Annotated in this window: 25 protein-coding genes; 12 read left to right on the forward strand and 13 right to left on the reverse strand. The window is 60.4% G+C overall.

Features of this window, described 5'->3' with window-relative positions:
- Nucleotides 1-181: 181 nt before the first annotated feature.
- The 13 genes from ACYQ2T_RS06195 to ACYQ2T_RS06255 form a co-directional block, all read right to left on the reverse strand.
- On the reverse strand, nt 182-661 hold the full coding sequence (locus ACYQ2T_RS06195) for a Crp/Fnr family transcriptional regulator (protein ID WP_404844569.1): 480 nt from the start codon (nt 659-661) through the stop codon (nt 182-184).
- A gap of 33 nt (nt 662-694) precedes the next feature.
- Nucleotides 695-2446, reverse strand: a complete 1752-nt coding sequence (locus tag ACYQ2T_RS06200; protein WP_459899324.1) for a Na(+)/H(+) antiporter subunit D — start codon at nt 2444-2446, stop codon at nt 695-697.
- Entirely contained in the window at nt 2436-2687 is a 252-nt protein-coding gene (locus ACYQ2T_RS06205; RefSeq protein WP_404844571.1) for a hypothetical protein, read from the reverse strand. The genes ACYQ2T_RS06200 and ACYQ2T_RS06205 overlap by 11 nt, the downstream gene beginning before the upstream one ends.
- Nucleotides 2688-2701: 14 nt before the next feature.
- Nucleotides 2702-4183, reverse strand: coding sequence for a monovalent cation/H+ antiporter subunit D family protein (locus ACYQ2T_RS06210; protein ID WP_404844572.1), 1482 nt, complete (start codon nt 4181-4183; stop codon nt 2702-2704).
- A 9-nt stretch (nt 4184-4192) separates the two neighbouring features.
- On the reverse strand, nt 4193-5692 hold the full coding sequence (locus ACYQ2T_RS06215) for a proton-conducting transporter transmembrane domain-containing protein (RefSeq protein ID WP_404844573.1): 1500 nt from the start codon (nt 5690-5692) through the stop codon (nt 4193-4195).
- The gene (locus tag ACYQ2T_RS06220) at nt 5692-6087 is read right to left on the reverse strand and encodes a cation:proton antiporter subunit C (protein ID WP_404844574.1); all 396 of its coding nucleotides are present in this window, start codon (nt 6085-6087) and stop codon (nt 5692-5694) included. The genes ACYQ2T_RS06215 and ACYQ2T_RS06220 overlap by 1 nt, the downstream gene beginning before the upstream one ends.
- A 1-nt stretch (nt 6088) precedes the next feature.
- Entirely contained in the window at nt 6089-6922 is an 834-nt protein-coding gene (locus tag ACYQ2T_RS06225; protein ID WP_459899327.1) for a Na(+)/H(+) antiporter subunit B, read from the reverse strand.
- A complete protein-coding gene (locus ACYQ2T_RS06230) occupies nt 6922-7167 on the reverse strand; it encodes a Na(+)/H(+) antiporter subunit B (protein WP_459899329.1) in 246 nt (81 codons plus the stop codon). The genes ACYQ2T_RS06225 and ACYQ2T_RS06230 overlap by 1 nt, the downstream gene beginning before the upstream one ends.
- A gap of 4 nt (nt 7168-7171) precedes the next feature.
- Entirely contained in the window at nt 7172-7501 is a 330-nt protein-coding gene (gene mnhG / locus ACYQ2T_RS06235; RefSeq protein ID WP_404844577.1) for a monovalent cation/H(+) antiporter subunit G, read from the reverse strand.
- A 36-nt stretch (nt 7502-7537) separates the two neighbouring features.
- Entirely contained in the window at nt 7538-7816 is a 279-nt protein-coding gene (locus ACYQ2T_RS06240) for an MrpF/PhaF family protein (protein WP_404844578.1), read from the reverse strand.
- A gap of 3 nt (nt 7817-7819) precedes the next feature.
- Nucleotides 7820-8389 carry a Na+/H+ antiporter subunit E gene (locus ACYQ2T_RS06245; RefSeq protein ID WP_459899331.1) on the reverse strand — a complete coding sequence of 190 codons (570 nt, stop codon included), beginning with the start codon at nt 8387-8389 and terminating at the stop codon, nt 7820-7822.
- Nucleotides 8390-8971: 582 nt separating this feature from the next.
- Nucleotides 8972-10420, reverse strand: a complete 1449-nt coding sequence (locus ACYQ2T_RS06250) for a transferase (RefSeq protein WP_459899333.1) — start codon at nt 10418-10420, stop codon at nt 8972-8974.
- 95 nt (nt 10421-10515) lie between these two features.
- Nucleotides 10516-12000, reverse strand: coding sequence for an SLC13 family permease (locus ACYQ2T_RS06255; protein ID WP_459899335.1), 1485 nt, complete (start codon nt 11998-12000; stop codon nt 10516-10518).
- 795 nt (nt 12001-12795) lie between these two features.
- On the opposite strand from ACYQ2T_RS06255, the gene ACYQ2T_RS06260 reads away from it, so the two are divergent.
- From ACYQ2T_RS06260 to ACYQ2T_RS06315, 12 genes are all read left to right on the forward strand, one after another.
- A complete protein-coding gene (locus ACYQ2T_RS06260) occupies nt 12796-13386 on the forward strand; it encodes a TrmH family RNA methyltransferase (RefSeq protein WP_459900090.1) in 591 nt (196 codons plus the stop codon).
- Nucleotides 13387-13394: 8 nt separating this feature from the next.
- Nucleotides 13395-14006, forward strand: coding sequence for an L-threonylcarbamoyladenylate synthase (locus ACYQ2T_RS06265; protein WP_459899337.1), 612 nt, complete (start codon nt 13395-13397; stop codon nt 14004-14006).
- Between the two features lie 860 nt (nt 14007-14866).
- Nucleotides 14867-15325 (forward strand): NUDIX domain-containing protein, encoded by a 459-nt coding sequence (locus ACYQ2T_RS06270; protein ID WP_404844584.1) that lies wholly within the window; start codon nt 14867-14869, stop codon nt 15323-15325.
- A 43-nt stretch (nt 15326-15368) separates the two neighbouring features.
- Entirely contained in the window at nt 15369-16835 is a 1467-nt protein-coding gene (gene glgA, locus ACYQ2T_RS06275; protein ID WP_459899339.1) for a glycogen synthase GlgA, read from the forward strand.
- A gap of 55 nt (nt 16836-16890) precedes the next feature.
- On the forward strand, nt 16891-17199 hold the full coding sequence (locus ACYQ2T_RS06280; protein WP_459899341.1) for an isoamylase early set domain-containing protein: 309 nt from the start codon (nt 16891-16893) through the stop codon (nt 17197-17199).
- Between the two features lie 103 nt (nt 17200-17302).
- Complete coding sequence (gene pdxA, locus ACYQ2T_RS06285) at nt 17303-18301, forward strand: 4-hydroxythreonine-4-phosphate dehydrogenase PdxA (RefSeq protein WP_459899342.1); 999 nt, start codon at nt 17303-17305, stop codon at nt 18299-18301.
- 437 nt (nt 18302-18738) lie between these two features.
- Nucleotides 18739-19374, forward strand: a complete 636-nt coding sequence (locus tag ACYQ2T_RS06290) for a cytidylyltransferase domain-containing protein (RefSeq protein ID WP_459899344.1) — start codon at nt 18739-18741, stop codon at nt 19372-19374.
- Nucleotides 19371-20381: a Gfo/Idh/MocA family protein gene (locus tag ACYQ2T_RS06295; RefSeq protein WP_459899346.1), complete on the forward strand. Its 1011-nt coding sequence runs from the start codon at nt 19371-19373 to the stop codon at nt 20379-20381. Before ACYQ2T_RS06290 ends, ACYQ2T_RS06295 begins: the two co-directional genes overlap by 4 nt.
- A complete protein-coding gene (locus tag ACYQ2T_RS06300) occupies nt 20378-21532 on the forward strand; it encodes a DegT/DnrJ/EryC1/StrS family aminotransferase (RefSeq protein WP_459899348.1) in 1155 nt (384 codons plus the stop codon). Before ACYQ2T_RS06295 ends, ACYQ2T_RS06300 begins: the two co-directional genes overlap by 4 nt.
- A 3-nt stretch (nt 21533-21535) precedes the next feature.
- Nucleotides 21536-22636, forward strand: coding sequence for an NAD-dependent epimerase/dehydratase family protein (locus tag ACYQ2T_RS06305; protein ID WP_459899350.1), 1101 nt, complete (start codon nt 21536-21538; stop codon nt 22634-22636).
- Nucleotides 22633-23412, forward strand: a complete 780-nt coding sequence (locus ACYQ2T_RS06310) for a GNAT family N-acetyltransferase (protein WP_459899352.1) — start codon at nt 22633-22635, stop codon at nt 23410-23412. The genes ACYQ2T_RS06305 and ACYQ2T_RS06310 overlap by 4 nt, the downstream gene beginning before the upstream one ends.
- Entirely contained in the window at nt 23412-24455 is a 1044-nt protein-coding gene (locus ACYQ2T_RS06315) for an N-acetylneuraminate synthase family protein (RefSeq protein WP_459899354.1), read from the forward strand. The genes ACYQ2T_RS06310 and ACYQ2T_RS06315 overlap by 1 nt, the downstream gene beginning before the upstream one ends.

The raw sequence follows: 24455 nt of genomic DNA on the forward strand, positions 1-24455 counted from the left end.
GTCAGGCAAGGGTTTTAGGGAACAAATTGATGCTGCGGCATGAGAAAGAGGGGCTGCGGGTGGGCGCGATTGGCGTGAGGCTGCGCGGGAATCAGGGGCAAAAAAACGCGGCGCATGGAGAACCATGCGCCGCGTGGCATGCAGTCTGTGGCGTCAGGCAAGGCCGCGACGCCGCTGTCCGCTAGTCGTCCATGGAGGACAGGTCGGGATGGCGGGACAGGATTTTCATGAACTGCTCACTGCGGTAGTCCAGACGGCGGCGGACCAGCATGAACAGGCGGTTCATGAGGCGGTAGCCGAGGTCGTGGTTTTCGTCCATGAGGGCGCGCAGGCCGTCGCCGGGGAAGGCGATGACTTCCGTCGGTTCGGTGGCGCGGGCGCGCATGGTGTGGCTGTAGCTGGGCACCAGCGCGTACCAGCCGAACAGGTAGCCCGGCTTCAGGGACGCGAGGGAGATGGTGACATCTTCGCTGATGTCGCCTTCCAGCAAAGCCTTGCCGGAGCGCAGGATGTAGAAGTCATCTGCCGGTGCGTCGGACTCGTAGATGACCTCGTCGGCCTTGTAGTTCTCCAGCTTGGCCAGCGGCAGCATCTTTTCAAGGGCGTCGTCACCAAGGCCTTGCAGCATGGGGACGTTTTTCAGATCGCTCAGCGTAATCATATCTGTAACCTCGATGGTCGCGGTTATCGGATGTTATCGGTTCAGCATGAAGACGATAATCCCAAACAGGTACAGCAGGGATACCGCCACGGAGAGGCCGATGGGCGACACTCCAGCCTTGAACTGCTTGGCCAGCCGCTCGCGCTGCGCCCCGGAGAGCACAGGGTAGAGCACAAGCTGGGTCAGCTTCAGCGGAGCATTCACAAAGAAGCCGTTGACCAGACCGGTGAGGCCCTTGGCAATGACGTGGTCACACACGGCGTTCAGGCCGTTGAGGACGCTTGCCATCAGCTTGTAGAATGCCCGGCCGCCAAGGCGCCAGAAGATGTCCGTATCAATCGCGATGGTGTCCGTACGCTTCAGCAGCTTCAGGAACACGAAGAACGCGAGAGCGGACAGCATCAGCAGCTGGAACTGCTTGACCACGCCGCCGAAGGTGTACGGCTCATGCGCGGGCATGTCGAAGGGCAGTATGGCATACAGCGGATCCGGGTACACGCCAAGGAAGATGCACAGGAAGGCCATGATGCCCATGGCAACCAACATCGTCTTGTGCGGCGGCTCGCCCGGACGCAGTCCCCTGTCCTGGTTAAAGAACACAAAGTAGGGGAACTTGATCCCCGCGTGCAGGAATACGCCCGCGGAGGCAACCTCAAGCACCAGCCATGCCCACGTGAAGTGCTCGTGCACAGCCGCGTCGATGATCAGGGGCTTGGAGGTGTAGCCGCTGGTGAACGGCACGGACGAAATCGCCAGCGCGCCGATTGTGCCGAATATCATTGTCCATGGCATGGTCTTGTACAGACCGCCAAGCTCGGTGCATTTGCTCTTGCCGGTCATGTAGAGCACGCTGCCCGCGCTCATCCACAAGAGAGACTTGTAGATGATGTGACAGAAGGCGTGCGCCGCTGCGCCGTTCAGGGACATGGCTGTGCCGATGCCCACGCCGCAAATCATGAAGCCCACCTGGTTGATGATGGAGTAGGCAAGAATGCGGCGCATGTCGTTTTCGAGCAGGGCGTACATGATGCCGTACAGGGCCATGATGCAGCCGATGACAATGAGCACCTCATACCCGGCGTAGCCGCGGATAAGGGTGTAGACGGAGGTTTTGGTGGTGTACGCCGACAGGATGAGGCCGCCGGTGACGGTGGCTTCGGGGTAGGCGTCGGACAACCACGCGTGGAAGGGCGGAGCCGCAGCGTTTACAAGAATGCCGAACAAGATGAGGTACGAGGCCCAGCCGCGCACTGCAAAGTGTTCAAACGCCACGGAGCCTGTGCCCTGCACGTGCATCACAATACCCGCCAGCAGGACCAGCCCGCCAAACAGGTGCATCAGCACGTAGCGGAAACCAGCGCCGTAGGCCTTCTTCGTTCTGCGGGCCAGAATGAGGAAGGTGGACGTCACGGCCATCCACTCCCAGAAGAAGTAGAGCGTGACAAGGTCGCCGGCGAAGACCACGCCAAGCGCGCCGCCCATGTAGCCCAGCGCAGCCATGTGCTGCTGGTTGTCCTTCAAGTAGAAGGCATACAGGAAGGCCGCAAAGCCGTTCAGCGTGAAGACATAGCCGAAGATTTTGGACAGCTTGTCAACGCGCAGAAGCGTCAGGTCGTACCCGAAGAAGTGCACCCCCAGGTATTCTCCGTAGGGCAGCTGCGTGATCACCCAGAACGCCAGTGCCGGAAGAAGGCACACGTACAGGCTTTTCATCTTGCCCCGGAAGAATGGCACGAGAATCGCGCCGAGGATGAGTATCGAGAACGGGGGGATGTTAGCGATCATAAAAATCCTCCCTCACCTTGAGCACGTAGCCCATGAGTTTCGCGAGGACAATCAGCACCGCGCAGGACCCGAAGCCCAGTAGCGCAGAGAACCCGAAGAAGTTGTCCCAGCCAAAGTGGCCGTGAACATGGGCGATGGGTTCCAGAACCAGCGTCAGGGCGCAGGTGCCGTACAGGAGCTTCCACAGAAGCTTCCTGTTTTTGTCATGGTCGAACCAGTCGAATTCTTTCTTTTGGCTCATTATCGTCCCTCTCCTTAGGGGGTCACGCCCACGGCCAGCTTGGCCAGGTTCATGAACACGTCGGGGTAGAAGAAGAGCCCAATGGAGCACGCCGCTGTGATGACAAGGGGTGCCACGCACTGGATTGGCGCTTCCTTGACGCCCTCATTGAACATGCATTCATCAGCCGTGCAGAAGAACGCCTTGTAGACGATGGGCAGGAAGTAGGCCGCGTTCAGCAGCGAGCTGACCAGCAGCACCACCATGAACGGCCACTGTCCGGCTTCTATGGTGCCCTGCAGCAGGTACCACTTGGAGAAGAAGCCGCCAGTGGGCGGAATGCCGATGACGGACAGCGAGCCGATAAGGAACGCCGCCATGGTCACGGGCATGCGCTTGCCGATGCCCACCATCTCGCTGATGTTCTTCTTGCCCGCGCCAACGAAAATGGCGCCGGCGCACATGAAGAGCGTAATCTTGCCGAAGGCGTGCATGGCAATATGCACGCTGCCGCCAATGAGCGCTTTTGGGGCCAACAGGCCAAGGCCGAGGACGATGTAGGACAACTGGCCAATGGTCGAGAAGGCCAGCCGCCGCTTCAGTCCGTCCTGCGATAGCGCTATGAGCGAGGCTGTGATGATGGTCACACTTGCCGCCGTGCAGATAAACCACGACAGGTTCATCTGGGCCAGCAGGTCCACGCCAAACACACCGGTGATGACGCGCAGCACGGAGAACGCACCAACCTTAACAACCGCCACCGCGTGCAGCAGGGCCGAAACAGGCGTGGGCGCCACCATGGCTGCGGGCAGCCAGGAGTGGAACGGCATGATGCCGACCTTGGCGAAACCGAACAGGAACATCACCAGCAGGGTGGTGGCCATGGTCGGGGTGACGTGACCGGCAAGGAAGCCGCCGGGACCGAAGTCCAGCGTGCCCGCCTGGAAGTAGGCGACCAGCATGGCCGGAAGCGCCAGACCGATGGACGTGCCCATGATGTAGAGCAGGTACTTGCGGCCGGAGGCGCGGGCTTCGGGGTCCTGATGGTGCGTGACCAAGGGGTACGTGCTCAGGGAGAGAATCTCGTAGAACATGTACATGGTCAGCAGGTTGGCGGAGAAGGCCACACCAATGGTGGAGGACAGCGCCAGCGCAAAGAACGCGAAGTACCGCGTCTGGCTGTGCTCGTGCTCCGCACGCATGTAGCCGATGGAGTAGATGGAGGTCAGAATCCACAAGGACGAGGAGACCAGCGCGAACATCAGGCCAAAGGCGTCAACCTTAAAGGCCAGCGGTACGCCGGGCAGCACCTCGAACATGGTGTATGTAAACTGAACGCCGTCCAGCACGGCCGGCACCATGGATGCCACGATGGCCAGCTTGATGGCTCCCGCAATAAACGTCCATGCCTCACGCGCGTTGGGCGATTTGCCGCACGACGCGATGATGGGCATGACCGCCAGGGAGACCAGAACGGCGATGAGCGGTCTGACAGAGACTATAGTTTCATAGTGCATACGAGTCCCCTAGGCGATGTTGGCCGGAATGGCGAAGTCGATGACGCGGGTGACGATGTCGCCGGAGTACAGGCCCAGCACGATGAGGCCCACTGCCACCAGAAGCAGCGGAACCACCATGCTCCACGGCGCGTCCTTGATGGGCTGCGGCGCAGGGCCGTGGCCGTGTTCATGACCGTGACCTTCGGCGAACGGCTCAAAGTAGGCGATCTCGAATATTCTGAAGAACATGACAACGTTCATCAGGCTCGACAGAATGAGTGCGGCCACAAAGCCGTAGTGATTGGCCTCAAGGCCGCCGAGGATGAGATACCACTTGGAGAAGAAGCCGCAGGTCGGCGGCACGCCAATCATGGCCAGCGCGGCGATGACAAAGGCCGTCATGGTGAACGGCTGCGTGCGGAACAGCCCCTTCAGATTGTCGAAGTGGGTGTTCTCGTGGCGGTAGGCAATGCAGCCAACGCACAGGAACACGCACAGCGTCATCACGGCGTCGTTGACGATGTGCAGGATGGAGCCGGACATGCCGATGCGGTTGCCGAGCCATGCGCCACCGACCATGTAGCCAACCTCGGAAATGAGGATGAAGGTCAGCATGCGCTTGAGGTCGCGGCTGGACAAGGCAAAGAAGGCACCTGCCATCATGGCGATGACCGCCAGCCAGACGATAGCGCGGCTCACCTCGGGCGAGGAGAACACGAACTCGGGCTGGAACACGGTCAGCATCATGCGGATCATCACGTAGACCATGACTTTGGTGGTCATGGGGGCGATGAGGCTGGATGCCGGGTTGCCTGCGTCACCGTAGGCGCCGGGCAGCCATGCGTGCATGGGGAAGAACGCCATCTTGGCGAACACACCGGCCAGCACCAAGCCAAAGGCGGCGATGATGGCGGGGTTGCCATAGAGGTTCGGCAGAATGGTGGCGAGGTCCTGCATGTTGAGGGAGCCGGTCATGATGTACATGTAGCCGACGCCCAGCAGGTAGAACGACGCACCCACAGTACCCATGAACAGGTAGCGCAGGGTGGACAGCGGCGCACGGGCATTGCCCATGGCAAGCAGAGCGTAGCCGGACAGCGCGGCGATCTCGAGCAGGACGTAGAGGTTGAACGCGTCACCAGTAACGACGATGCCGAGGTGACCGGCCACGGACAGGAGGTACAGCGTGTAGAACACGGGGACCTTGCCTTCGTAGCGGCGCTCGATGTCGGCGCGGGTGGCAATAAGGTTGACGAATCCCAGACCGGCGACGAGCAGCAGGACCAAAGCGTTCAGGTGGTCCACATAGTACTCGATGCCGACGGGCGGCGGCCAGCCGCCAAGGCGGTAGCTGAATGGGCCGTCTGCCATCACCTGAGCAAGCAGGCCGATGGCGGAAAGGACGGACACGCCCAGCGCGGCGACGGCCACGGGGAAGTGGATCCGCCGGCCGAACCATCCGCCGATGGCGACGGCAAAGGCCGACAACAACGGTGCGATGAGTATAAGCGCAGGATATTGGTTCATTATTCGCTGAGGTGTTTTAAGATTTCGTCTTCTTCCAGCGTCTTGTGCTCTTTATAAATATTGAGCAGAAGCGCCAGTGCCACACCGAGGGTCGCCACGGAGACGACGATGGCGGTCAGCATCAGCACGTGAGGCAGCGGGTTGATGTAGTCCGCGGCGTTCACGGCGTGGTTCGTCGCGCCGTGTGCGTGCTGAAGGATCGGAATCGTCGCGCCCTTTTTCGAGCCGATGGAGACGTAGAACAGGATGATGGAGGTCTGGAAGATGTTCATGCCGATCACCTTCTTGACCAAGTTGTTCTTTCCAATCATCGCCCATACGCCGATCATCATCAGCACGGTGTACGCCCAGTAGTTGTACTTGGCCGTTATCACGGTTTCGAGCAGTTCATGCATACTAGAGGCCCTCGTCGTATCTGCCGACAGAGGCGACATTGTTGTAGATGATGACCATCGTGGACATGACGGTGAGGCCCACGCCGATCTCAATAACAAGGATGCCGAACGAGCGGGCGGCCACCGGGTCCATGCCCAGAAGGCCCGCCAGGGCGGAGTAGTCGAGGAAGTTGCCGCCGTAGATCATGGCTAGCGCGCCGTAACCGGCGTAGATGACCACACCCGCTGCGGACATAAGCCCCAGCGCCTTGTTGGAGACGCGGTTGATCAGCGTGCGCATGTTGTGCGACAGGCCCAGCAGCAGGAAGGCTGCCGCAAGGATGACGCCGCCCTGAAAGCCGCCGCCCGGGCTGTGGTGGCCGTGGGCGATGACGTACAGGCCGAAGATTTGGATGAAGGGGACCATCAGCTTGGCCACGCGCGAGACGATGAAATCGTACGGTATCCACGTGGGATCGATTTCTTCAAACGCGCCGCCCTCGCGTGGGGTCTTTGCGCCATTGCGGAAGCGCAGCACCACGCCGGTTTCGGTGTGGCGGAACTGACGGACCGTTGGTTGGTCACGCTTGTAGGCACCAAGCATGAAAAAGACGGCCATACCAGCACAAAACACCACCGTGGTTTCAAACATGGTGTCGAATCCACGATAGTCGCCCAAAACGGCGGAGACGATGTTCGGGACACTCGTCTCTTCCATGGTTTTGGTGATGTAGTGGTTCGAAAGGTGCGTGCTGGCGGGGGAGTTCGGGTCGCCCCAAGCCGGGAAGCTGCCGGTGATGTAAATCAGCAGCAGGCCGGTGATGACGACGGTTGCCAGACTCAGATGCTTCATCATCAGTCCTTGGACCTCCTTGAAGTTCTGAAGACGGCACCGATGAACAGCACCGTGCTCACGCCAGCGCCGACGGCGGCCTCGGTAAAGGCCACGTCAACAGCGCCCATGGACGTCCACAGGACGCACATCATGAAGCTGAACGCGCCGAAGACGAGCGCCGCGCCCAAAAGGTCTTTGACCTGCAGGGCGCCGATGGCACAGAACATGACCAGAACCAGAATTGCTTCGTCTATCTGCCAGATCATGCGACTATCTCCTTTCCTGTCCTTTTTTCCACGGCTTCAGACCAGCGCGGAAGCCCGCATCCACAAGGGCGTGGGTCGCGGTAGGGCTGGCAATGAAGACGAAGACCAGAATGAACATGATCTTGAGGCTGGTCAGCAGGGTTGCCACCTCGAAGTGATGCAGGTTGTACAGCGCCAGACCGAGGAGCATCAGCGCCGAACCCAGAGTGTCCATCTTGCCCGCCGGGTGCAGGCGGGAATAGAAGTCCGGGAAACGGACGATGCCAAGGGCGGCCCCGGCGAAGACGACGATGCCCAAAAGCAGCAGCGTCATGACGATGATGTCGAGTATCATGTCTTTTTTTCTCCTTTGTGCAGGGTAAAAGCTGCCCTAGGACTCGTCGTGGAGTCCCTTGCGTTTCTGGAAGTAGCGGCTGGCCGCGATAACGGCGATGAAGTTCAGCATGCCGTACGCCAGCGCAATGTCCACGAACATGTCCACACGATCGAAACTGAAGCCCAAAAGGACAAGCAGCACCACCGTCTTGGACCCGATGGCGTTGACGCCCAGCATCCTATCCATAACCGTAGGACCAACCACCGTGCGGTACAGGGTGACGATCATAACGGCGATAAGGCACAGGGCGGCAAACAGAAAGTACGAATCCATAGGTTACTCTCCGAAAGTCTTTGCTACTTTTTCCTCCATCTCGCCAGGCACACCGGATGCGGACTTCTCGTCAATGGCATGGACGGTGTAGCGGCCGTCCACGTCCACATACACCGTAATGGTACCGGGTGTGAGCGTGATGGAGTTGGCAAAGGCGAGCCGTGCCATGGTTTTCTGCAGGCGGCTGTCGAACTTGATGACCTTGGGGTCAATCTTGTCCAGCATCCTGGGGTGGAAGACGAGATACATCAGCCAGAAGTTGGCTTTGATGATCTCCAGCAGAAGCCACGGGATGTAGAGCGGGAAACGAAGCCAGGTTGCCGTGGGGCCGTTGACGCCGTCTTTGGGCGGAAACAGCAGGTCACTGGAGAACCAGGCGACGATGGCACAGGAGATGACTCCCAGCGTCAGGTGGAAAGCGTCGAACTTTCCCGAGAGAATGACCCATGCAATCGCCATGATGACGAATGTGGATACCATGGGCCCGACACGTCGCTTACGCGGCTTGGCGGACGCACCTATCTTGTCGGCAGGCCCATGCCGCCGTCCAAGATGGTCATTAGAAATGGCCATGAGCGAATCCTTGGTTATAACTGTACGGAATTATTTGGTTAAGATTCCTCTCCTTTCTCTTTTTGGGGGCACCTCCTCCCAAAAAGCAAAGAAATCTGTACCCTATTTGTGCTCATTCGTGAATAGCTTGCCGTCCGAAAAATCCAGAATTGGTGCGGTATTCCTATGATATAGGATATGATCGCACCACCCGAGTGAGCACTCGGTTTGACGCAATTCGTGACGTTTAGAACAAGCCTGTGTGCGCAGGCTCTGCTCCGTGCATATTTTGCCTTCCCTTGCGCTGGCTATATGGGGGTACAGCCCTGTGTTGTACACTATAAACGGCTCATATTCTACGATGTTTTGCTGCAGTATTCGCCGCAGTGTTGCATATCATGTGTTTTGTGTCGTCTCGCGGACGCTTTGGGCGATTTTTACCGGCCCTGTCCTTGGAGCTTGCTGCGGGCTCAAATTGGGCGCTGATGTGAAACCGCGCGTTGAAGCATAGCATAACTGGAGCGGGAAATGCCACGGGGCAGGGCAAAAAGAACGGCCACGCGGTTTCCCACGTGGCCGTTGTTGTGCTGAGGCAGGTTCCAGCTAGGGTGCTGAGAACTCGTCAATGGTTTCCAGTTCCGTGGGTTTAATCTCCAGCTTGGGATAGAGTCCGGCAAGGTCGCCGGAGGGGTAGGGCTGGAGGATATTAAAGGCCATTTCCTGATTCTTCTGGGCGTGTCCGGCGTTGTTGGCTTCGTCGAAGAATGCGCCGTTCTCTTCCAGAATGTGGCGGATGCGGCCACGGAAGGCGTCCGCAAAGACCTTGCCGCTGCCGCTAAAGCGCATTGCGCCCATCTCCATGCCGTCGGTGATCTTTTCCAGATCGACAAGGGCGATGGAGTGCTGCTTGAGGTCGTCGGCATTGCGGATGTAGCCCCAAACCAGCGTGTCGGATGGGATTTCCAGCGGTTCCTCGGCGTCGATGATGGTGTGGGGCATGATGATGGTGTTCGAGCCCACCTGAAGCGGCGTCTCGGGTGTGCCGTGCAGGAAGGCGTTGAAGCCCACAAACACGTGCTTGCCAAGGTGGGCGTGGACCACCTTGCCGCCGTGGGCGGTGACGTCTTCGCCCTCCAGGCTGGAGTGGACGATGTAGCAGTTTTCCTGCGCGTTGGAGCCATGGCCGAGCCATGCTTCCTCAAGGTAGGCGCGCTGGGCTACGAGGACGTTTTTGTCGATGCGGGTTTGGCCCTTGACCACCGCGTACGGCGACAGGGATGCGCCCGGAGGCACCGGAACGGGGTGCTCCTGTATGGAGCTGTAGATGGGCATGAAGTCGGCTTTGCGTTCCTCAACGTAGTCCATGAGGATGCCCGAGGGGGCCTTGCCGGTTTCGTAAGCGACATAACGGCGAAGCACTTCTTCGTCGAACTGGTAGTTGAATTCAAAGTCCTTGGTGCGAATCCAAACCTGGCCGGGCTTGACGAAGGTGTTCACCAACTCGCCGACTTGCGTATAGGAGTAGGTGCCGAACACACAGTTGTGGGCGCTGGTCAGGTCCACGGTGGCGAAGGGGCCGAGGAAACAGCCCTCGACGGGCGCGCCGTGGATGTTGGACCAGTGCAGGGCAACGGTGTTTCGGATGCCAAATTTTTCAAGGTTTTCAGGGTCGTGGGAATGGTTGTGAACGAGGGTTTTGATGAGGTAGCTGTCGCGGATGTAGATGATTTCGTCTTGGAACAGGCGGATCTTCATGTCCCCGAACGGGACCACATCGCCACGGCGCTTGAGCTCGTCGCCGCGGATGTCACTCTTGTAGATGATGGAGCGGTTTACCTCGCACTTGCCGAGGAGATAGGTGCCGGACAGGCAGGATTTATTGAACTTGAAATACAGCGGATGATGCTGGGTTAGGCCATAGAAGGCGTAAAATCCGGCGAGTCTTTGCCTGTCGACAAGGTGTCTGATATGCGGGCCGACGTCCGTAAATTCGCGAAGGTTGACGTTGACCCGGTTGATGATGTTGTTCAACAGGTTTTGAAGCTGAGGCATTGTGATTTTCTCCATCAGAATCATGTTTTGGGCAGGGCGACTGCGGCGGAGAAATCCGCCGCTGCCGCCCTGCATAGCGTACTGTGTATGTCCTCTTATCCTCCTACGGGGATGGTAATGGGCATGCCCATGACAGGCCACAGGAACATCACCGCAAGGCCGGTTACAACCATCAGCAGGATACTGGCGGGAATTCCGTAGAGGAAGAACTCACCGCTGGTGAACTGCTTGGAGTTGTATGCAATGGCGTTTGGCGCCGCGCCCACAAGGAGCAGGAACGGCATGCCCGCCACGACCAGGGAGGAGAACAGGATGACTTCGCCGGCAACGCCCAGATAGGGGGCGATAACCAGCGCAACAGGCAAGGAAATGGCAATGGCCGCAACGTTCATGATGAAGTTGGTCATCATCATGACGAAGAAGGCAATGCCCATGACAAACACGAACCAGTGTGCCTGCTCAAACAGGGTCAGCCAGTTGACGGCCAGCCACTTGGCGGCACCTGTCTCCCACAAACAGAAACCAATGCTCATCGCGCCGGAGAACAGCAGGATGATGTTCCACGGGACTTCTTCGAGATTCTTAAGGTCAAGAATCTTGAAGACGTAGAACAGCACGGTGGAGGACAGGATAATGGCGGTCTTGTCGATAGGCTGCAGAGCCGGGATGAACGAGCGCAGGCTCATGGTAAGGATGGCGCCACCCACAATGACGGCCGCCATAATCTCATCACGGGTGATGGGACCGAGCTGAGCGTTCAGCTCGGCGGCTTTTTCGCGGATGCCGGGGATGGTTTTGCGTTCCGGCGGCAGGAGCAGCATAAAGAAGCCCCACAGCAGGAAGGTCATGGTCCAGCCGATGGGCGCCATGTAATAGGTCAGGGTAAAGAAGCTGACGTCCTGATTCATGATGTCCTTGAAGAAGCCAAGGGCCACCGCGCCGCGCGCTGCACCAAGCAGAGTGACGATGGAACCGGCACCAGCCACGTAGGCCATACCCATGAAGAGCGCCTTGCCGAATTTGGTCGGCTTGGTCTCGTCGGTGTAGAGGCTGTAAATGGCAACCAGAAGCGGATAGAGCGTTGCGGCCACAGCGGTGTGGGCCATGATGTGCGTCAGTGCAGCGCAAACCACGAACGTGCCCAAAAGAATCATGGACGTGCGTTCACCGACGATGCCCAGCATCTTGTAGGCCAGGCGTTTGGTGAGGCCTGTCTTGGTGAAGACAGCGCCAATAATAAGGGATGCGAAGATGAACATCACGGACGGGTCCATGAAGTCCTTAAACGCGGCCTTAGCCGGGCGGATGAGGAACAGCGCCTGAAGAATGCCAATCAGCAGCGAAGTGATGCCGATGGGAACAACTTCAAACACCCACCAGGTGCCGGCAAGCAGAAATACTGCCAGCGCGCCCTTGCCCTCACGCGTGAGGACGAAGTGTTTGCCAGCCGGGTCGATGGCGTCGGCCCACTGGGGGGACCAGTACACCACGACAAAAAGGAGAATACCCGTAAGCATGGCGAAGAATCGCCTCTTATCGAACATCACCTCTTGAACGGCGGCTTTTGCTTTATCAACCATCAAGATCCTCCATCAGACAACAAGCGTTTCGAAGGGAATTGGTGGGCAAGCAAACAGTCGTCGTTTGCCCGTCCAACTGCGTCACTCATCTCAAGCCGTGTCGATGCGTCGCGAAGGGCACTCTTCGTCGGCGCACAGTGCGCTGTCGTCGCGTGTTGGGGCGGAGTTGTCGTGCGTGAGGATGCGGCAAGCACGTTCGGACGGTAGGACCAAGCGGTCCACGAACGGGCTCCAAAGGCGGCAGGTCGCGGTTTGGCGGTATGCTCCCTGTCGGATTTGTTCCAATACGCCCGGGCCGATAAGCGGTTTCGGCAAGGGCGTCCCCCCGGCATTGGCGGTGTCGGCCTTGTGTGGCCGACGCTGACAATCCGTCTCAACTGGTGACGGCGGATTTCCGTTGTACAGAGGGCACTTCCGTACAGGGAAAAAAGCGCACGCCTTGAGAAAAAAAGAACAATTGGCGGTGAAATCCTTTTGTCAGCTAATGCCGAAAAAATCAATTATATTGTACGTCTTTTTTTCAGGGACTGCATGCGGCGGCAGTGTCGCCGCGCTGTCACTTGAGTTGTGAAAAAAAGAGCAGGCGCTTTGGCGCCTCGCCTGTTGAGAAACGTTTATCAAAACTAACGGGTTGCTCGTCAAGGGTATTTTTTGGCATATGAACGGATTTCATGAAAAATGGCGGTGTGGGCGGGTTATTTTCAATTAGGGCAAAAACGTGTAATGAGCGGACCGAACTTTTGGCCCGGGCCACCGGGTGACCCCTTCTTACAAAAGAGGAGACGGATGAAAAAAATACCGCAGTGCCGCACCCCGGAGCGCAAGGCAAAGATGCGCTACGTTCTTGAGCATAGGCAGAAGGACCTGTCGCTCATCATGGCCAATATCTGGGATCCGCATAATGTTTCCGCCATCCTGCGCAGTTGCGACGCCTTTGGCGTTCCTCGCGTTCATCTGTATTATACTGACACCGCATTCCCCAACATCGGGCGCAAGTCGTCCGGTTCTGCACGAAAGTGGGTGGAGTGCGTTCGCCATAGCAGCGCGGAAAGCCTTGTTGGCGGTCTGCGCGCAGACGGGTACCAAATCCTGTCCACGGGCTTTTCCGAAACGGCGCGCCCGTTGATGGACTATGACCTCACGCAGCCCACGGTCTTTATGCTGGGCAACGAGCACCGGGGCGTGGACCCGGAGCTGGACGCGTTGGTTCCCGATCAGATTTACATCCCCATGCAGGGTATGGTGCAGAGTCTGAACGTTTCCGTGGCCGCCGCCGTCATTATGTACGAAGCCTACAGGCAGCGCATGGCCAAGGGGATGTACGACCAGCCCACATACGACCCTGAAACACTTGAAGAAATGGTAGAAGACTGGTGCACGAAATAGAAACCGCCATGCAGCGTGCATGCGCCGTGGTTACGGGCGGGGGCGTCCTCGTCTACCCCACGGAAACCCTGTACGCCATTGGGTGTAGCGGGCTGGACGAAGCCGCCGCAGCCCGTGTGTACGCCCTGAAGAATCGCGACCACTCCAAGCCGCTTCCGCTTATTATTGCGGAGACGGAACAGCTGTCGCTTATTACCAATTGGATGCCGGACGACCTGTTCGAACTGGGCCAGCGTTTCTGGCCGGGTCCGCTCTCCGTTCTGGTGCCCACGCTGCCCGGTCTGCCCCCGCAGATTCAGGACCGGCGCGGGTTGACCTCCGTGCGTGTGACGCCGCATCCCGTCGCCGCCGAACTTGCGCGCCGCACCGGCGTGCCGCTGGTTGCCACCAGTGCCAATATCAGCGGCAAAAGCGCCGTCGCGCGCCCCTCGGCCCTTGATCCGGCCCTGACCGCTGGTGTGGACGATGTGCTGGACGTGGAGCCATGGCCCCGCGGCGGCGACCCGTCCACCGTGGTGGGCATCGAACGCCCCGGCGAGCTGACCATCTACCGCGAGGGAGCCATCTCCCGCGCCGAGCTGGAAGCGGCAGGCTTTGCCGTGTGCCAGCCCGCCGCCTAGCGCAGGACACGCGCCCCGGCGCGCCGTGCCGCAGCGACAAAGCCCACGCATGCAGCGTGGGCTTTTTTTTGAGTTTTTTGCGGTCTGCCAATGTTTTTAAGGGGAGGCCAAGCCTTTTTCCGGTGCCTTTTCCGGGGGTGGTCAAAAATTTTTGACTCCTTTTGGGGCGATTGCTGGAGAATCCTCCAGAGGTTTAAAAAATTTGACCCCAAAATGGCAGTTCGAGGCTGCTGGTGGTTTGATGTGAAATCTATAATTGCCCGTTATTACTGGATTTATTTGAAAAAGCACTGACAATTTCAAAGTTGGCCCGCGACTTGCTCTATTCAAAATACCTTCTTTGTTTTGCAGAAGCCGGCTTTTGGGGTTGCGCCCCCAGAAGCCGGTTTTTGTTTTGTATGCCCTGCCGCGGTCTGCGCGGGTGCTTAGGACGGTTCCCGTCCGCATTTTTCCTTCCTCCATTTCATTGCTCAGGCGGCTGCGCGCCCTGATACAGGGCGGGCTGCGCCGTGCTTGGCCGGGCCCGGGAAAGACGTTTTCCGGTATCCTTCAGGGTATTCCAGATGGGAATAGCTCGGGCTGAGCATACGCACGCCGGGGTCTGAGCCCTTGTGCGAGCCGGGCAAGCACGGGCAGGGGGGTGCGGAAAATCCGCTGTATGTCACCATTTGGGACCGTTCAAAAAATTTGACCATGCGCGAAGCTACGCAAATGGCGCAAACTTTTCTTGTCCTTGGGTGGGGCATGACGTACCCAAATGTCACGGGGATGTCTCATGCGCGTCATGATGAACCACAGGAAAATTCACGACCCTCTGGACGCAAGGGGAAGAAGATGACAGTGTTGGAAGGCATTGCCTGATGATGAAAGAGACACAGTGTCCGCATTGCGGAAAACGTTTTGAGCAGTACTGCAATCCCGTCCCAACAGTGGACGTGGTGGTGTATGCCCCGCAGAGGGGGATTGTCCTTGTGGAGCGCCGCAATCCGCCTCTTGGGTGGGCGCTTCCCGGGGGATTTGTTGACTGCGGCGAAACCGTGGAGCAGGCGGCAGTACGCGAGTTGGCTGAAGAAACGGGCCTTGCCGTGCAGCTTGCCGGGATGCTTGGGGTCTATTCCGACCCCGCACGCGACCCACGCATGCACACCCTCAGCGTCACCTTTGTCGGGACAACGACGGACCCGGATGCCTTGCAGGCGGGGGACGACGCAGGGGACGCCCGGTTTTTTCCTTTGGACGCGCTTCCGGAATTAGCCTTTGACCATGCGAAGATTGTCAGTGACTTCGCGCAATGGCTTCGGGAGCATACGTTGACATAAGGGCTGCGAAGACCACCCCGGCCAGGCGGGGCATGGTGCGTTGATGGCTGATAGGCCGTTGATTCTCCACATAACTTCCGAGATGTACCCCTTCTCCAAAACAGGAGGGCTGGCGGACGTGCTGGGCGCGCTTCCTCCGGCGCTGGCGGAGACGGGTGTGGACGTTGCTGTTGTCACGCCATTTTATGGCCGTCTTTCCACGGCCGGCTATCCTGTCCGGCTTTTGCATTCTGATGTTCCCGTGGGCTACCCGTGGCCGCCGACCACGGCCGAGGTCTTCCACTCGGACTATCAGGGCGTTCCCGTCTATTTCATCAGCCGGGGCGAGTATTTCGACCGCCGCTTCTATTACAATACCCACCGCGGCGACTATTTCGACAACTGCGAGCGCTTTGTCTTCTTCTGCCGCGCGGCGCTGGAGTGGTGCAAGTTTATGGGCCGCACACCGGATGTGGTTCACGCCCATGATTGGCAGGCCGCGCTCAGCATGGCCTACCTGCACTACTGGCGGCAGATTGACCCCTTCTGGAAGGACGTTAAAACCGTTCTCACCATCCATAACCTTGCCTTTCAGGGGCGGTATTCGTCGCGCTTGTTCTGGGAGTGCGGCTTGCCGACCTCGGCGTGGAATATGGACGGCGCGGAGTTTTGGGGCGACTTCAATATGCTGAAGGCTGGCATTGCCTACGCCGACCATGTGACCACGGTCAGCCCCTCCTACGCCGAAGAAGTGCAGACCGAGGCCTTTGGCTGCGGGCTGGAAGGCATACTGCGTAAGCGTTCGGCGGATTTGACGGGTATTTTGAACGGCGCGGATTACGACGTATGGGACCCGCGCGGGGACAAGTATCTGCCGCACCCTTATTGCCGCGGTAACATGAAGGGCAAGCGCATCTGCAAGGAACACCTGCTGCGTGAATACGGTATGGACCCCATCGTCGCCACGCGCCCGCTGCTTGGGTTTATTGGCCGTCTGCGGCGGCAGAAGGGCATAGACCTGCTCCTTGATATCCTGCCCGCGCTGATGAAAATTGGCGTAGGAGTGGTGGTGCTTGGTGAAGGGAACCTTGAATTTGAGGCGCAGCTCATGGAGCTGACGGAGAAGTATCAGGGCCGCCTTGCCGCGCGCATTGGCTACACGGAGGAGTTGGCGCATTACATTCAGGCCGGGACGGATATTTTTCTGATGCCGTCGCGCTATGAGCCGTGCGGGTTGACGCAGATGTATTCCCTGCGCTTTGGCACGGTGCCCATTGCCAGCGCGGTGGGCGGCCTGCGCGACACCATCGTGCCATACCCCCGCTACGGCGCGACGGGCTTTACCTTTGCCCCCGGCGACCCCAGCGCCTTTTTGCGCGCCATTATGGATGCTCTGTCCGTGTGGGATAAGCCCAAGAAATGGACCCAGCTGCGCAGCAGCGCTATGAAGGCGTCATTCTCGTGGCCGCGTTCGGCCGAGGGATACCTTGCCGTCTATAAAAAATTGGGCGTGACCGCGCCTGACGCTTGAACCGAAATTGATGGTTGGGGTATACTCCACGAGGAATGCCCTAAGGAGGAAGCTTATGTCCCTAAAGAAGATGTATTTGCGGAGCAAGCCGGTATGCAAGGTGACGTTCCGGCTTCCCAAGGAAGCCGCCAATGGAGCGGGCTCCGCCACACTTGTCGGTGAGTTTAACGAGTGGAACGAAAAGGCAACGCCCATGAAGCGCCTGAAGGACGGCTCCTTTACCGTGACGCTGAACCTTGAAACCGGGAAGTCGTTCCAGTACCGCTATCTGCTGGATAAAGAGATGTGGGAGAATGATGACGCGGCGGATACGTACGTCCGCAGTAATTTTGGCGATTGTGAGAACTCTGTCGTGACCACGTAGCGCCGCGCAGGGGTGGCGGGGCGTTTCGTGGCGGTAGGATATTTTGCGCCCCCGCAGTCCGGTGCTGGACTGCGGGGGCTCGCTTGCGTACTCTTCTCCCGCTATGCCTGAAAATACACTGCTTCTTACCCTTGGCGACCCGAACGGTCTTGGTCCCGAGCTGGCCTGCCGCCTGCTTGGCGGCGGGGAGCGCCCCTCCTCGCGCATTGTGATGATTGGCCCGGAGCAGGGCCTTTTATACCATGCAGAGCGCCTTGGCATTGCGCCCTTCTGGACGCGGGTGACGCATCCTGCCGATGCGCCGGATGCGTCTGTCTGCCTGCTGGTGCCTGCTGGCCTTGAGGACGTGCCCGTCCACCCCGGCGAGGCACGCACCGAGGGCGGCTACGCCGCTGGCGTCACGCTGGATGCCGCGTGCGAACTGCTGCGCGATGGTGCGGCCGCAGGTGTGGTCACCTGTCCGCTCAACAAGGCCATGCTGCAGGACGCCGGTTTTGATTTTCCCGGTCATACGGAGTTCTTTGCCGAGCGCCTTGGCGCTGGGCGCGAGAATATCTGCATGCATCTGGGCGGGCCGAAGCTCAAGGTCAGCCTTGTGACCACCCACCCCCGCCTTGCCGACGTCCCCGGCCTCATTACGCAGGAGCGTGTGGTCAAGTGCCTGCACCTGACCCATGAATTGGTCCGCGCCCTTGGCGTTGACGACGCGCCCATCGCCGTGTGCGGCCTTAACCCCCACGCGGGCGAGTCCGGCAAAATTGGCACCGAGGACGAGCGCATCATTGCCCCTGCCGTGCAGCAGGCCTGCGAGGAAGGCGTCAGCGCCGTGGGGCCGCTGCCGGGGGACACGGTGTTTCACTTTGCCGTGCAGGGCCGCTACAGCGCGGTGCTGGCCATGTATCATGATCAAGGCCTTGCGCCGCTCAAGCTCATGCACTTTTCCGAAGCCGTGAACGTGACCCTTGGCCTGCCTGTGGTGCGCACCTCCGTAGACCATGGCACAGGCTATGACATCACCGGAAAGTATGTGGCGGATACGGGCAGCCTTGCCGCCGCCATCGACTGGGCGCAGCGCCTTGTGGCCGCCCGCCGGAAACGATAGCCCCCGCGCACCCTGCGCGCCATTTTTTCGACGCCGAAGCCGCTTTGCGGTTTCGGCGTTTTTTTTGTGCTCTTTGGGGGCGTTAGGTTGGGGCGTGAACTCGTGTGCGGCGCAGGGGAACAGGGCTGGTCCGCGCCTTTCGGGCGTGGTGGCGGGGCAGGGGGCGCTTTGGAATACTCTGCGAAAAGCCGCGCGTGGCAGGTGTTTGGAATACTGCACAAAGCGCGTTGCGGCACGGGGTGTGCTGTACAATGGGGCATTGATGCAGGGTGTGCAGCCTCGTCACGGCGCATGTATCGTACTGTGTTGAGATGCCGTGAAATTTTGAAGCAGTGTTGAAATGGCGCTCATATTCTGCTACATGGCAATATGGTGGAAAAAGTCCTGCTTTTTCCGGTGTGTTGCATCACATTCAGACGAATTGTGCAGGTGGCGGGATGTTTCGGGCGTTCATTCAGGCGAGGATGAGTTCCAGCAGGTTCCCGGGCAAGGTGCTCGCTCCGTTTTGCGGGGTGCCGCTCCTTGCGCATGTGGTGGAGCGGGTGGCGCGGGTGGTGCCGCGCACGCGCATCACAGTGGCCACCAGCACCGAGGGCAGCGATGACCCCTTGGCGGAATACGCCCGCCTGCTGGGCGTTCAGGTGTACCGCGGCGTGCTGGATGATGTGTTCCGGCGTTTTCGTGGGTGCCTGCGCGAATCGCCGTGCGACTGGTTTTACCGCGTGTGTGCGGACAGCCCCTTGCTGCTTCCCGGTCTGCTGACGGAGCTTGCCCGCCACGCGGACCCCGCCACGGCGGACATTGTGACCAACGTCTTCCCCCGGACATTTCCCCAAGGCCAGTCAGCGGAGCTGATCCGCGCGGAGGCCTTCCTTTCCGTTGATCCCGCCTCGCTTTCCAATGAGGAGCGGGAGCATGTGACGCTCCATTTTTACAACCGTCCCCGGATGTACCGCATCGTCAACATTGTGAATCCGCACGATGTGTCCACGCCGCAGAGCCTTGCCGTGGATACGCTGTCGGACATGCGCCGCCTTGAGCGGGACGTGGCAAACCTTGGGAGGCTTGAATGATTCAGGATGGGCCACTGCGCTGTGCTGTTTTGGGCTTGGGTGTGGGCGAGGTGCATGCCCGCGCCCTTGTGGAGGCCGGGTGCGATTTGCGGCAGGTCTATGACCCGGACGCGCATAAGGCGTGGGAGGTGGCGACCGCCCACCACTGCGTGGCGGCCCAGCATGTGGAGGAGATTTTTGACGACGGGGCCGTGGATCTTGTGGTCATCGCCAGCCCGGACGATATGCACGCCCGGCAAGTGCTGGCCGCCCTCAAGGCGGGCAAGCATGTGTTTGTGGAAAAACCCGCCTGCCTGACGGTGCAGGACCTGCGGCGCATCCGCCGGGCGTGGTCTGCCCATGGGGGGCGGGTGAAGCTGCTCTCCAATCACATCCTGCGCGCCGCGCCGCTGTACCAAAGGGTGAAGGCCGACGTAGACGCCGGACGCCTTGGCACCTTGTACGCCCTTGATGGCGAATACCTCTACGGCCGGCTAGAGAAAATCACGAGCGGATGGCGCGGGCAGATTCCTGACTATTCGGTCTTTTTGGGCGGCGGCATCCATATGGCGGACCTGATGCTGTGGCTGGCGGGGGAGCGGCCTGTTGCTGTGCGCGCCCGGGGCAACGCCCTGTGCTCGCATCCGCACCGCCTTGGGTTCAATGATTTTGCCGTGGCGGAGCTGGTGTTCCCGTCCGGTCTGGTGGGGCGGCTTGCCGCCAATTTTGGGTGTGTACAGCCGCACCAGCATGTTTTGCGCGTCTACGGCACCAAGGGCACGGTGCTTTATGACGACGCCGGAGCGCGCGCCTACACCAGCCGCTCGCCCGAAACGCCGCATACGCCCTTCACGGAGTCGCCGCATCCCGAGCACAAGGGGGCGCTGCTTACACAGTTTGTCCGCTGGATAGCCGAGGACCGCGACCTTGCGGCCATGACGCAGGAAGTGTTCGACGCTGTCAGCGTGTGTTTGGCGTGCGACACGGCCGCCGCAACCGGGGAAGAGATGGAGATGGAATACGTATGACGCGAAGCCCGAGCATACCCTTTGGCAGGCCAAGCATTACGGACCGCGAGCGCGAGGCCGTGGCCGCGGTGCTGGATGGCCCTATTTTGACCCACGGCCCGCAGTGCGCGGCCTTTGAGCGGACCTTTGCCACATATCTGGGCGGGGGCGCGCATTGCGTGAGCATGAGTTCGTGCATGGCGGCCCTGCATGTGGCGTGGTTCCACCTTGGCATTGGTCCCGGTGACGAAGTCATCTGTCCGGCCATGACGCATGTGGCCACGGCGCACGCCATTGAGCTTATGGGCGCGCGGCCCGTCTTTGCGGACTGCGACCCCGCAACGGGCAATATCGACCCGGACCACGTGGAGGCCCTTGTCACGGACCGTACGCGGGGCATTACGCTGGTGCATTATCTTGGCATCCCCTGCGACATGGACGCCATTATGTCCATTGCCGGACGCCATGGGCTGTATGTGGTGGAGGATTGCGCATTGGCCTTTGGCGCGCGCCTGCATGGCATTCATGTGGGCCTGTTTGGCGATGCGGGGTGCTTTTCCTTTTATCCGGTGAAGCACCTGACCACGGCGGAAGGCGGCATGCTCACAACGGCGAACGAGCAGATAGCGGCCCTTGCCGCGCAAAAGCGCGCCTTTGGGGTGGACCGCACCCACGATGAGCGCGCCATACCCGGCATGTACGACGTGACCATGCTGGGCATGAACGCCCGTATGAGCGAGATGCAGGCCGCCCTTGGGCTGGCGCAGATGGAGCGCGCTGACCAGATGCTGGCGCGCCGCGCGCAGAACCACCGTATTTTGAGCGAAGCGCTTGATGCGCTGGAGGACGTGCGCGTCATCGCGGCGACCCTGCCGGACTCGCGCCCGAGCCACTATTGCCTTGTGGCGCAGCTGGAGGGGCGGCTTGCCCCGCGGCGGGATGACATTTTGCTGGCGCTGCGCCGGGCAGGGGTGGGCTTTAGCGTGTACTATCCGCACCCGGTGCCACGCCTTGCCTATTACAGAGAAAAATATGGCTGGACGGAGGGGCAGTATCCCCGTGCCGCCGCCATAAGTGATGCGTCGGTGGCTTTGCCAGTGGGGCCGCATCTTGGCCCGGATGAGATGCACAGCATAGCCGGCGCTTTCGGCAACATCGTCAAGGAGTTGTGAGCCATGGCAGTCATCCCGATTCGTGGACGGCGCATTGCCCTCGTGGGCGGCGCGGGATTCATCGGTCACAATTTGGCCCTGCGTCTGCGGGCGCTGGGGGCGGAGGTGTCCATCATTGACGGACTGATGGTGAACAACCTGCTGACGTTTGCCTCCGCCGGGCAGGATGTGGCCCACCGCGACATGTACCTGAGTATGCTCAACACACGCCTCGACCTGCTGCATCAGGCCGGAGTGCCGCTGTTTATTCAGGACTGCCGGGACTATAACGCCCTGTCCAAGCTCATCGACAGGATAGACCCGCATGTGGTGGTTCAACTGGCCGCCGTGGCGCACGCCAACAAGTCCAACAAGGACCCCTTCAGCACCTTTGACCACAGCTTCCGCACCCTTGAAAATGCCCTTGACTGCGCGCGCGGGCGGGTGGAGCATTTTATCTATTTCTCCTCCAGCATGGTCTACGGCAACTTCCGCACCGGCATCGTCACGGAGGAGACGCCGTGCGAGCCTATTGGCATCTACGGCGCGCTGAAATTCGGCGGGGAAAAACTGGTCATCGCCTACAATCAGGCCTTTGGCCTGCCGTATACCATCATCCGCCCCTCAGCCCTGTACGGCGAGCGGTGCGTCAGCCGCCGCGTGGGGCAGATATTCATCGAGAACGCTCTGCACGGCGAGGAAATCCGCGTGCTTGGCGACGGCTCGGACCGCCTCGACTTTACCTCCATCGACGACTTTGTCAGCGGCATGCTCTGCGTGCTGCAAAACGACAATTCCATCAACCAGATATTCAATCTCACCTACGGGGAATCGCGCTCGCTGGCGGACATGGCATCCATTGTTGCCAAGCACTTCCCCGATGTGCGTGTGCGCTACGTGCCCAAGGACAAGCTGACTCCGGACCGGGGGACGCTGTCCGTGGACAAGGCGCGCGAGTCCATCGGTTATCGGCCCGAGTGGCCGCTGGAGCGTGGTTTTGTAAAGTATTTGAACTGGTACAAGCAGACGTTTGGTCACGGCAATGGCAACGGCCATGGCAAGGCGGCGTCCGGAGCGGCGCCCGGAGCGGCATCCGGCGCGCGGGTGCGGGAGGTTCGGCAATGACGGTGCAGGATGATGTGCTTTGCGTGCCCGCTGATTTCATCCGGCGGGACGAGTGGTTGGAGCTGCGGCTTGCCCGCCCCTGTTTTGCCGTGGACGGATGCATTCTGTCCGGGCTGGACGCCATGCGCCTGCGCGAGGCGCTGGGTGAACTCTTGTGCGTGCACCGGGTGTTTGTGTCCACACGCATCCTTGCCGATGCGGCGGGGACGGGGTGCGTCCTGCGGCATATGGGCTTCACGCCGGTGGTGACGGCGGTGAGCATGGAGCGGCCATTGGATGACCCCATGGAACAGACCGGGCCGCTGACCATCCGGCTGGCGCGCGCCAGCGACGAGCGGGACGTGCGCCGTATTGCCCGGGAGAGCTTCCATTCCTCGCGCTTCCACCGCGACTCCATGATTCCAAAGCCTGTGGCGAATTCCATTAAGGAGGACTGGGCGCGCAACTTCTTCCTTGGTCAGCGCGGGGACGCCATGGTGGTGGCGGAAAATGCCGATGGCGAGGTGGCGGGGTTTGCTCTGTTCCTCTGCCGGGGGCAGGAACTGGTGCTGGACCTCATTGCTGTGGACGACAGGCACCGGGGCTTTCGCGCCGGGGGCGACATGATGGCCTTCGCCAGCCGCGAGCTTGGGCGCTTTGCCATCATGCGCACGGTGACGCAGGCCGAGAATATGCAGGCCATGGCGTGCTACCACCGCGCGGGGTTTGCCTCCGTCACGGTGGAGCGGATTTTTCACTATCACGGCGCGCAGGATGACCGCTGCGGGGAGTGCTGATGCATATAGGACGGCATAATACGGACCGCCGGGTCTTCATCGTGGCGGAGATTGGCAACTGCCACGAGGGCGATGCGGTCCTTGCGGAGGAGATGGTCTGGCGCGCGGCGGAAGCTGGCGCGGACGCCGTGAAGTTTCAGACCATTACCCCGGTGCGGCTGGTGTCCCCGCGTGAGCGTGAGCGCGTGGCGCAGTTGGAGCGGTTTCGTCTGTCGCTGGAGACATTTCGGCATTTGGCGCAGGTGGCGGGCATGGCGGGGGTGGAGTTTTTGTCCACACCCTTTGACGTGGACGCCGTGGAGTTTTTGGACGCGCTTGTCCCGGCGTTCAAGGTTGCCTCGGGCGACAATGCGTTTCATCCGTTGCTTGCGGCTGTGGCGGCCACGGGCAAGCCCGTACTCCTCTCCACAGGCCTTGTGGGGCTGGAGGATGTGCGGCGGAGCATTGCCTATCTGCACCGGCATGCCCCGGGCGGCGCGCTGGACGTTGCGGCCCTGCACTGCGTCAGCGCCTACCCAACGCCGCCGGAGCAGGCCAATGTTGCCGCCATCCGCGAGCTTGGCCGCCTTGGCGTGGAGCCGGGCTATTCCGACCATACGCTGGGCATAGAGGCCGCAGTACTGGCCGTGGCCTGCGGCGCGCGCATCGTGGAAAAGCACTTTACCATCGACAAAAAGCATTCCTCCTTCCGCGATCATGCCCTCGCCGCAGACCCGGAGGAGATGGCGCAGCTGGTGCGGCGCATCCGGCGGGCCGAGGCCATGTTGGGCACGGGCCGCAAACAGCCCGCCCCGTGCGAAGAGGGCGGCGGCGCGGCAATGACGCGCTCCTTGGTGGCGTCGCGCGATGTGCGGGTGGGGACGGTGCTGACGCGGGAGCATATCGACTGGGTCCGCCCCGGCGGCGGCATTGCTTCTGGCGGCGAGGATGCTGTGCTGGGCCGGGCGCTGACGCGGACCATCCGCCGCGGCGAAATGATTCTGCCGGAGGACGTGGCCCCGCGTGAGGACGCGCTGGCCGCATCCGAACCGGCGGCGGAATAA

The sequence above is a fragment of the Desulfobaculum senezii genome (assembly GCF_054657395.1).

Bases quoted from the DNA above. Each gene is read 5' to 3' on its own strand.
- ACYQ2T_RS06240 (WP_404844578.1), bottom strand. From the start codon at position 7,816: ATGGATTCGTACTTTCTGTTTGCCGCCCTGTGCCTTATCGCCGTTATG.
- ACYQ2T_RS06225 (WP_459899327.1), bottom strand. From the start codon at position 6,922: ATGATGAAGCATCTGAGTCTGGCAACCGTCGTCATCACCGGCCTGCTG.
- ACYQ2T_RS06220 (WP_404844574.1), bottom strand. From the start codon at position 6,087: ATGCATGAACTGCTCGAAACCGTGATAACGGCCAAGTACAACTACTGG.
- pdxA (WP_459899342.1), top strand. From the start codon at position 17,303: ATGCCTGAAAATACACTGCTTCTTACCCTTGGCGACCCGAACGGTCTT.
- ACYQ2T_RS06315 (WP_459899354.1), top strand. From the start codon at position 23,412: ATGCATATAGGACGGCATAATACGGACCGCCGGGTCTTCATCGTGGCG.
- ACYQ2T_RS06255 (WP_459899335.1), bottom strand. From the start codon at position 12,000: ATGGTTGATAAAGCAAAAGCCGCCGTTCAAGAGGTGATGTTCGATAAG.
- ACYQ2T_RS06215 (WP_404844573.1), bottom strand. From the start codon at position 5,692: ATGAACCAATATCCTGCGCTTATACTCATCGCACCGTTGTTGTCGGCC.
- ACYQ2T_RS06245 (WP_459899331.1), bottom strand. From the start codon at position 8,389: ATGGCCATTTCTAATGACCATCTTGGACGGCGGCATGGGCCTGCCGAC.
- ACYQ2T_RS06305 (WP_459899350.1), top strand. From the start codon at position 21,536: ATGGCAGTCATCCCGATTCGTGGACGGCGCATTGCCCTCGTGGGCGGC.
- ACYQ2T_RS06210 (WP_404844572.1), bottom strand. From the start codon at position 4,183: ATGCACTATGAAACTATAGTCTCTGTCAGACCGCTCATCGCCGTTCTG.
- ACYQ2T_RS06270 (WP_404844584.1), top strand. From the start codon at position 14,867: ATGATGAAAGAGACACAGTGTCCGCATTGCGGAAAACGTTTTGAGCAG.
- ACYQ2T_RS06295 (WP_459899346.1), top strand. From the start codon at position 19,371: ATGATTCAGGATGGGCCACTGCGCTGTGCTGTTTTGGGCTTGGGTGTG.
- ACYQ2T_RS06280 (WP_459899341.1), top strand. From the start codon at position 16,891: ATGTCCCTAAAGAAGATGTATTTGCGGAGCAAGCCGGTATGCAAGGTG.
- ACYQ2T_RS06195 (WP_404844569.1), bottom strand. From the start codon at position 661: ATGATTACGCTGAGCGATCTGAAAAACGTCCCCATGCTGCAAGGCCTT.
- ACYQ2T_RS06205 (WP_404844571.1), bottom strand. From the start codon at position 2,687: ATGAGCCAAAAGAAAGAATTCGACTGGTTCGACCATGACAAAAACAGG.
- glgA (WP_459899339.1), top strand. From the start codon at position 15,369: ATGGCTGATAGGCCGTTGATTCTCCACATAACTTCCGAGATGTACCCC.
- ACYQ2T_RS06310 (WP_459899352.1), top strand. From the start codon at position 22,633: ATGACGGTGCAGGATGATGTGCTTTGCGTGCCCGCTGATTTCATCCGG.
- ACYQ2T_RS06230 (WP_459899329.1), bottom strand. From the start codon at position 7,167: ATGATCTGGCAGATAGACGAAGCAATTCTGGTTCTGGTCATGTTCTGT.
- mnhG (WP_404844577.1), bottom strand. From the start codon at position 7,501: ATGATACTCGACATCATCGTCATGACGCTGCTGCTTTTGGGCATCGTC.
- ACYQ2T_RS06290 (WP_459899344.1), top strand. From the start codon at position 18,739: ATGTTTCGGGCGTTCATTCAGGCGAGGATGAGTTCCAGCAGGTTCCCG.
- ACYQ2T_RS06300 (WP_459899348.1), top strand. From the start codon at position 20,378: ATGACGCGAAGCCCGAGCATACCCTTTGGCAGGCCAAGCATTACGGAC.
- ACYQ2T_RS06250 (WP_459899333.1), bottom strand. From the start codon at position 10,420: ATGCCTCAGCTTCAAAACCTGTTGAACAACATCATCAACCGGGTCAAC.
- ACYQ2T_RS06200 (WP_459899324.1), bottom strand. From the start codon at position 2,446: ATGATCGCTAACATCCCCCCGTTCTCGATACTCATCCTCGGCGCGATT.
- ACYQ2T_RS06265 (WP_459899337.1), top strand. From the start codon at position 13,395: ATGCAGCGTGCATGCGCCGTGGTTACGGGCGGGGGCGTCCTCGTCTAC.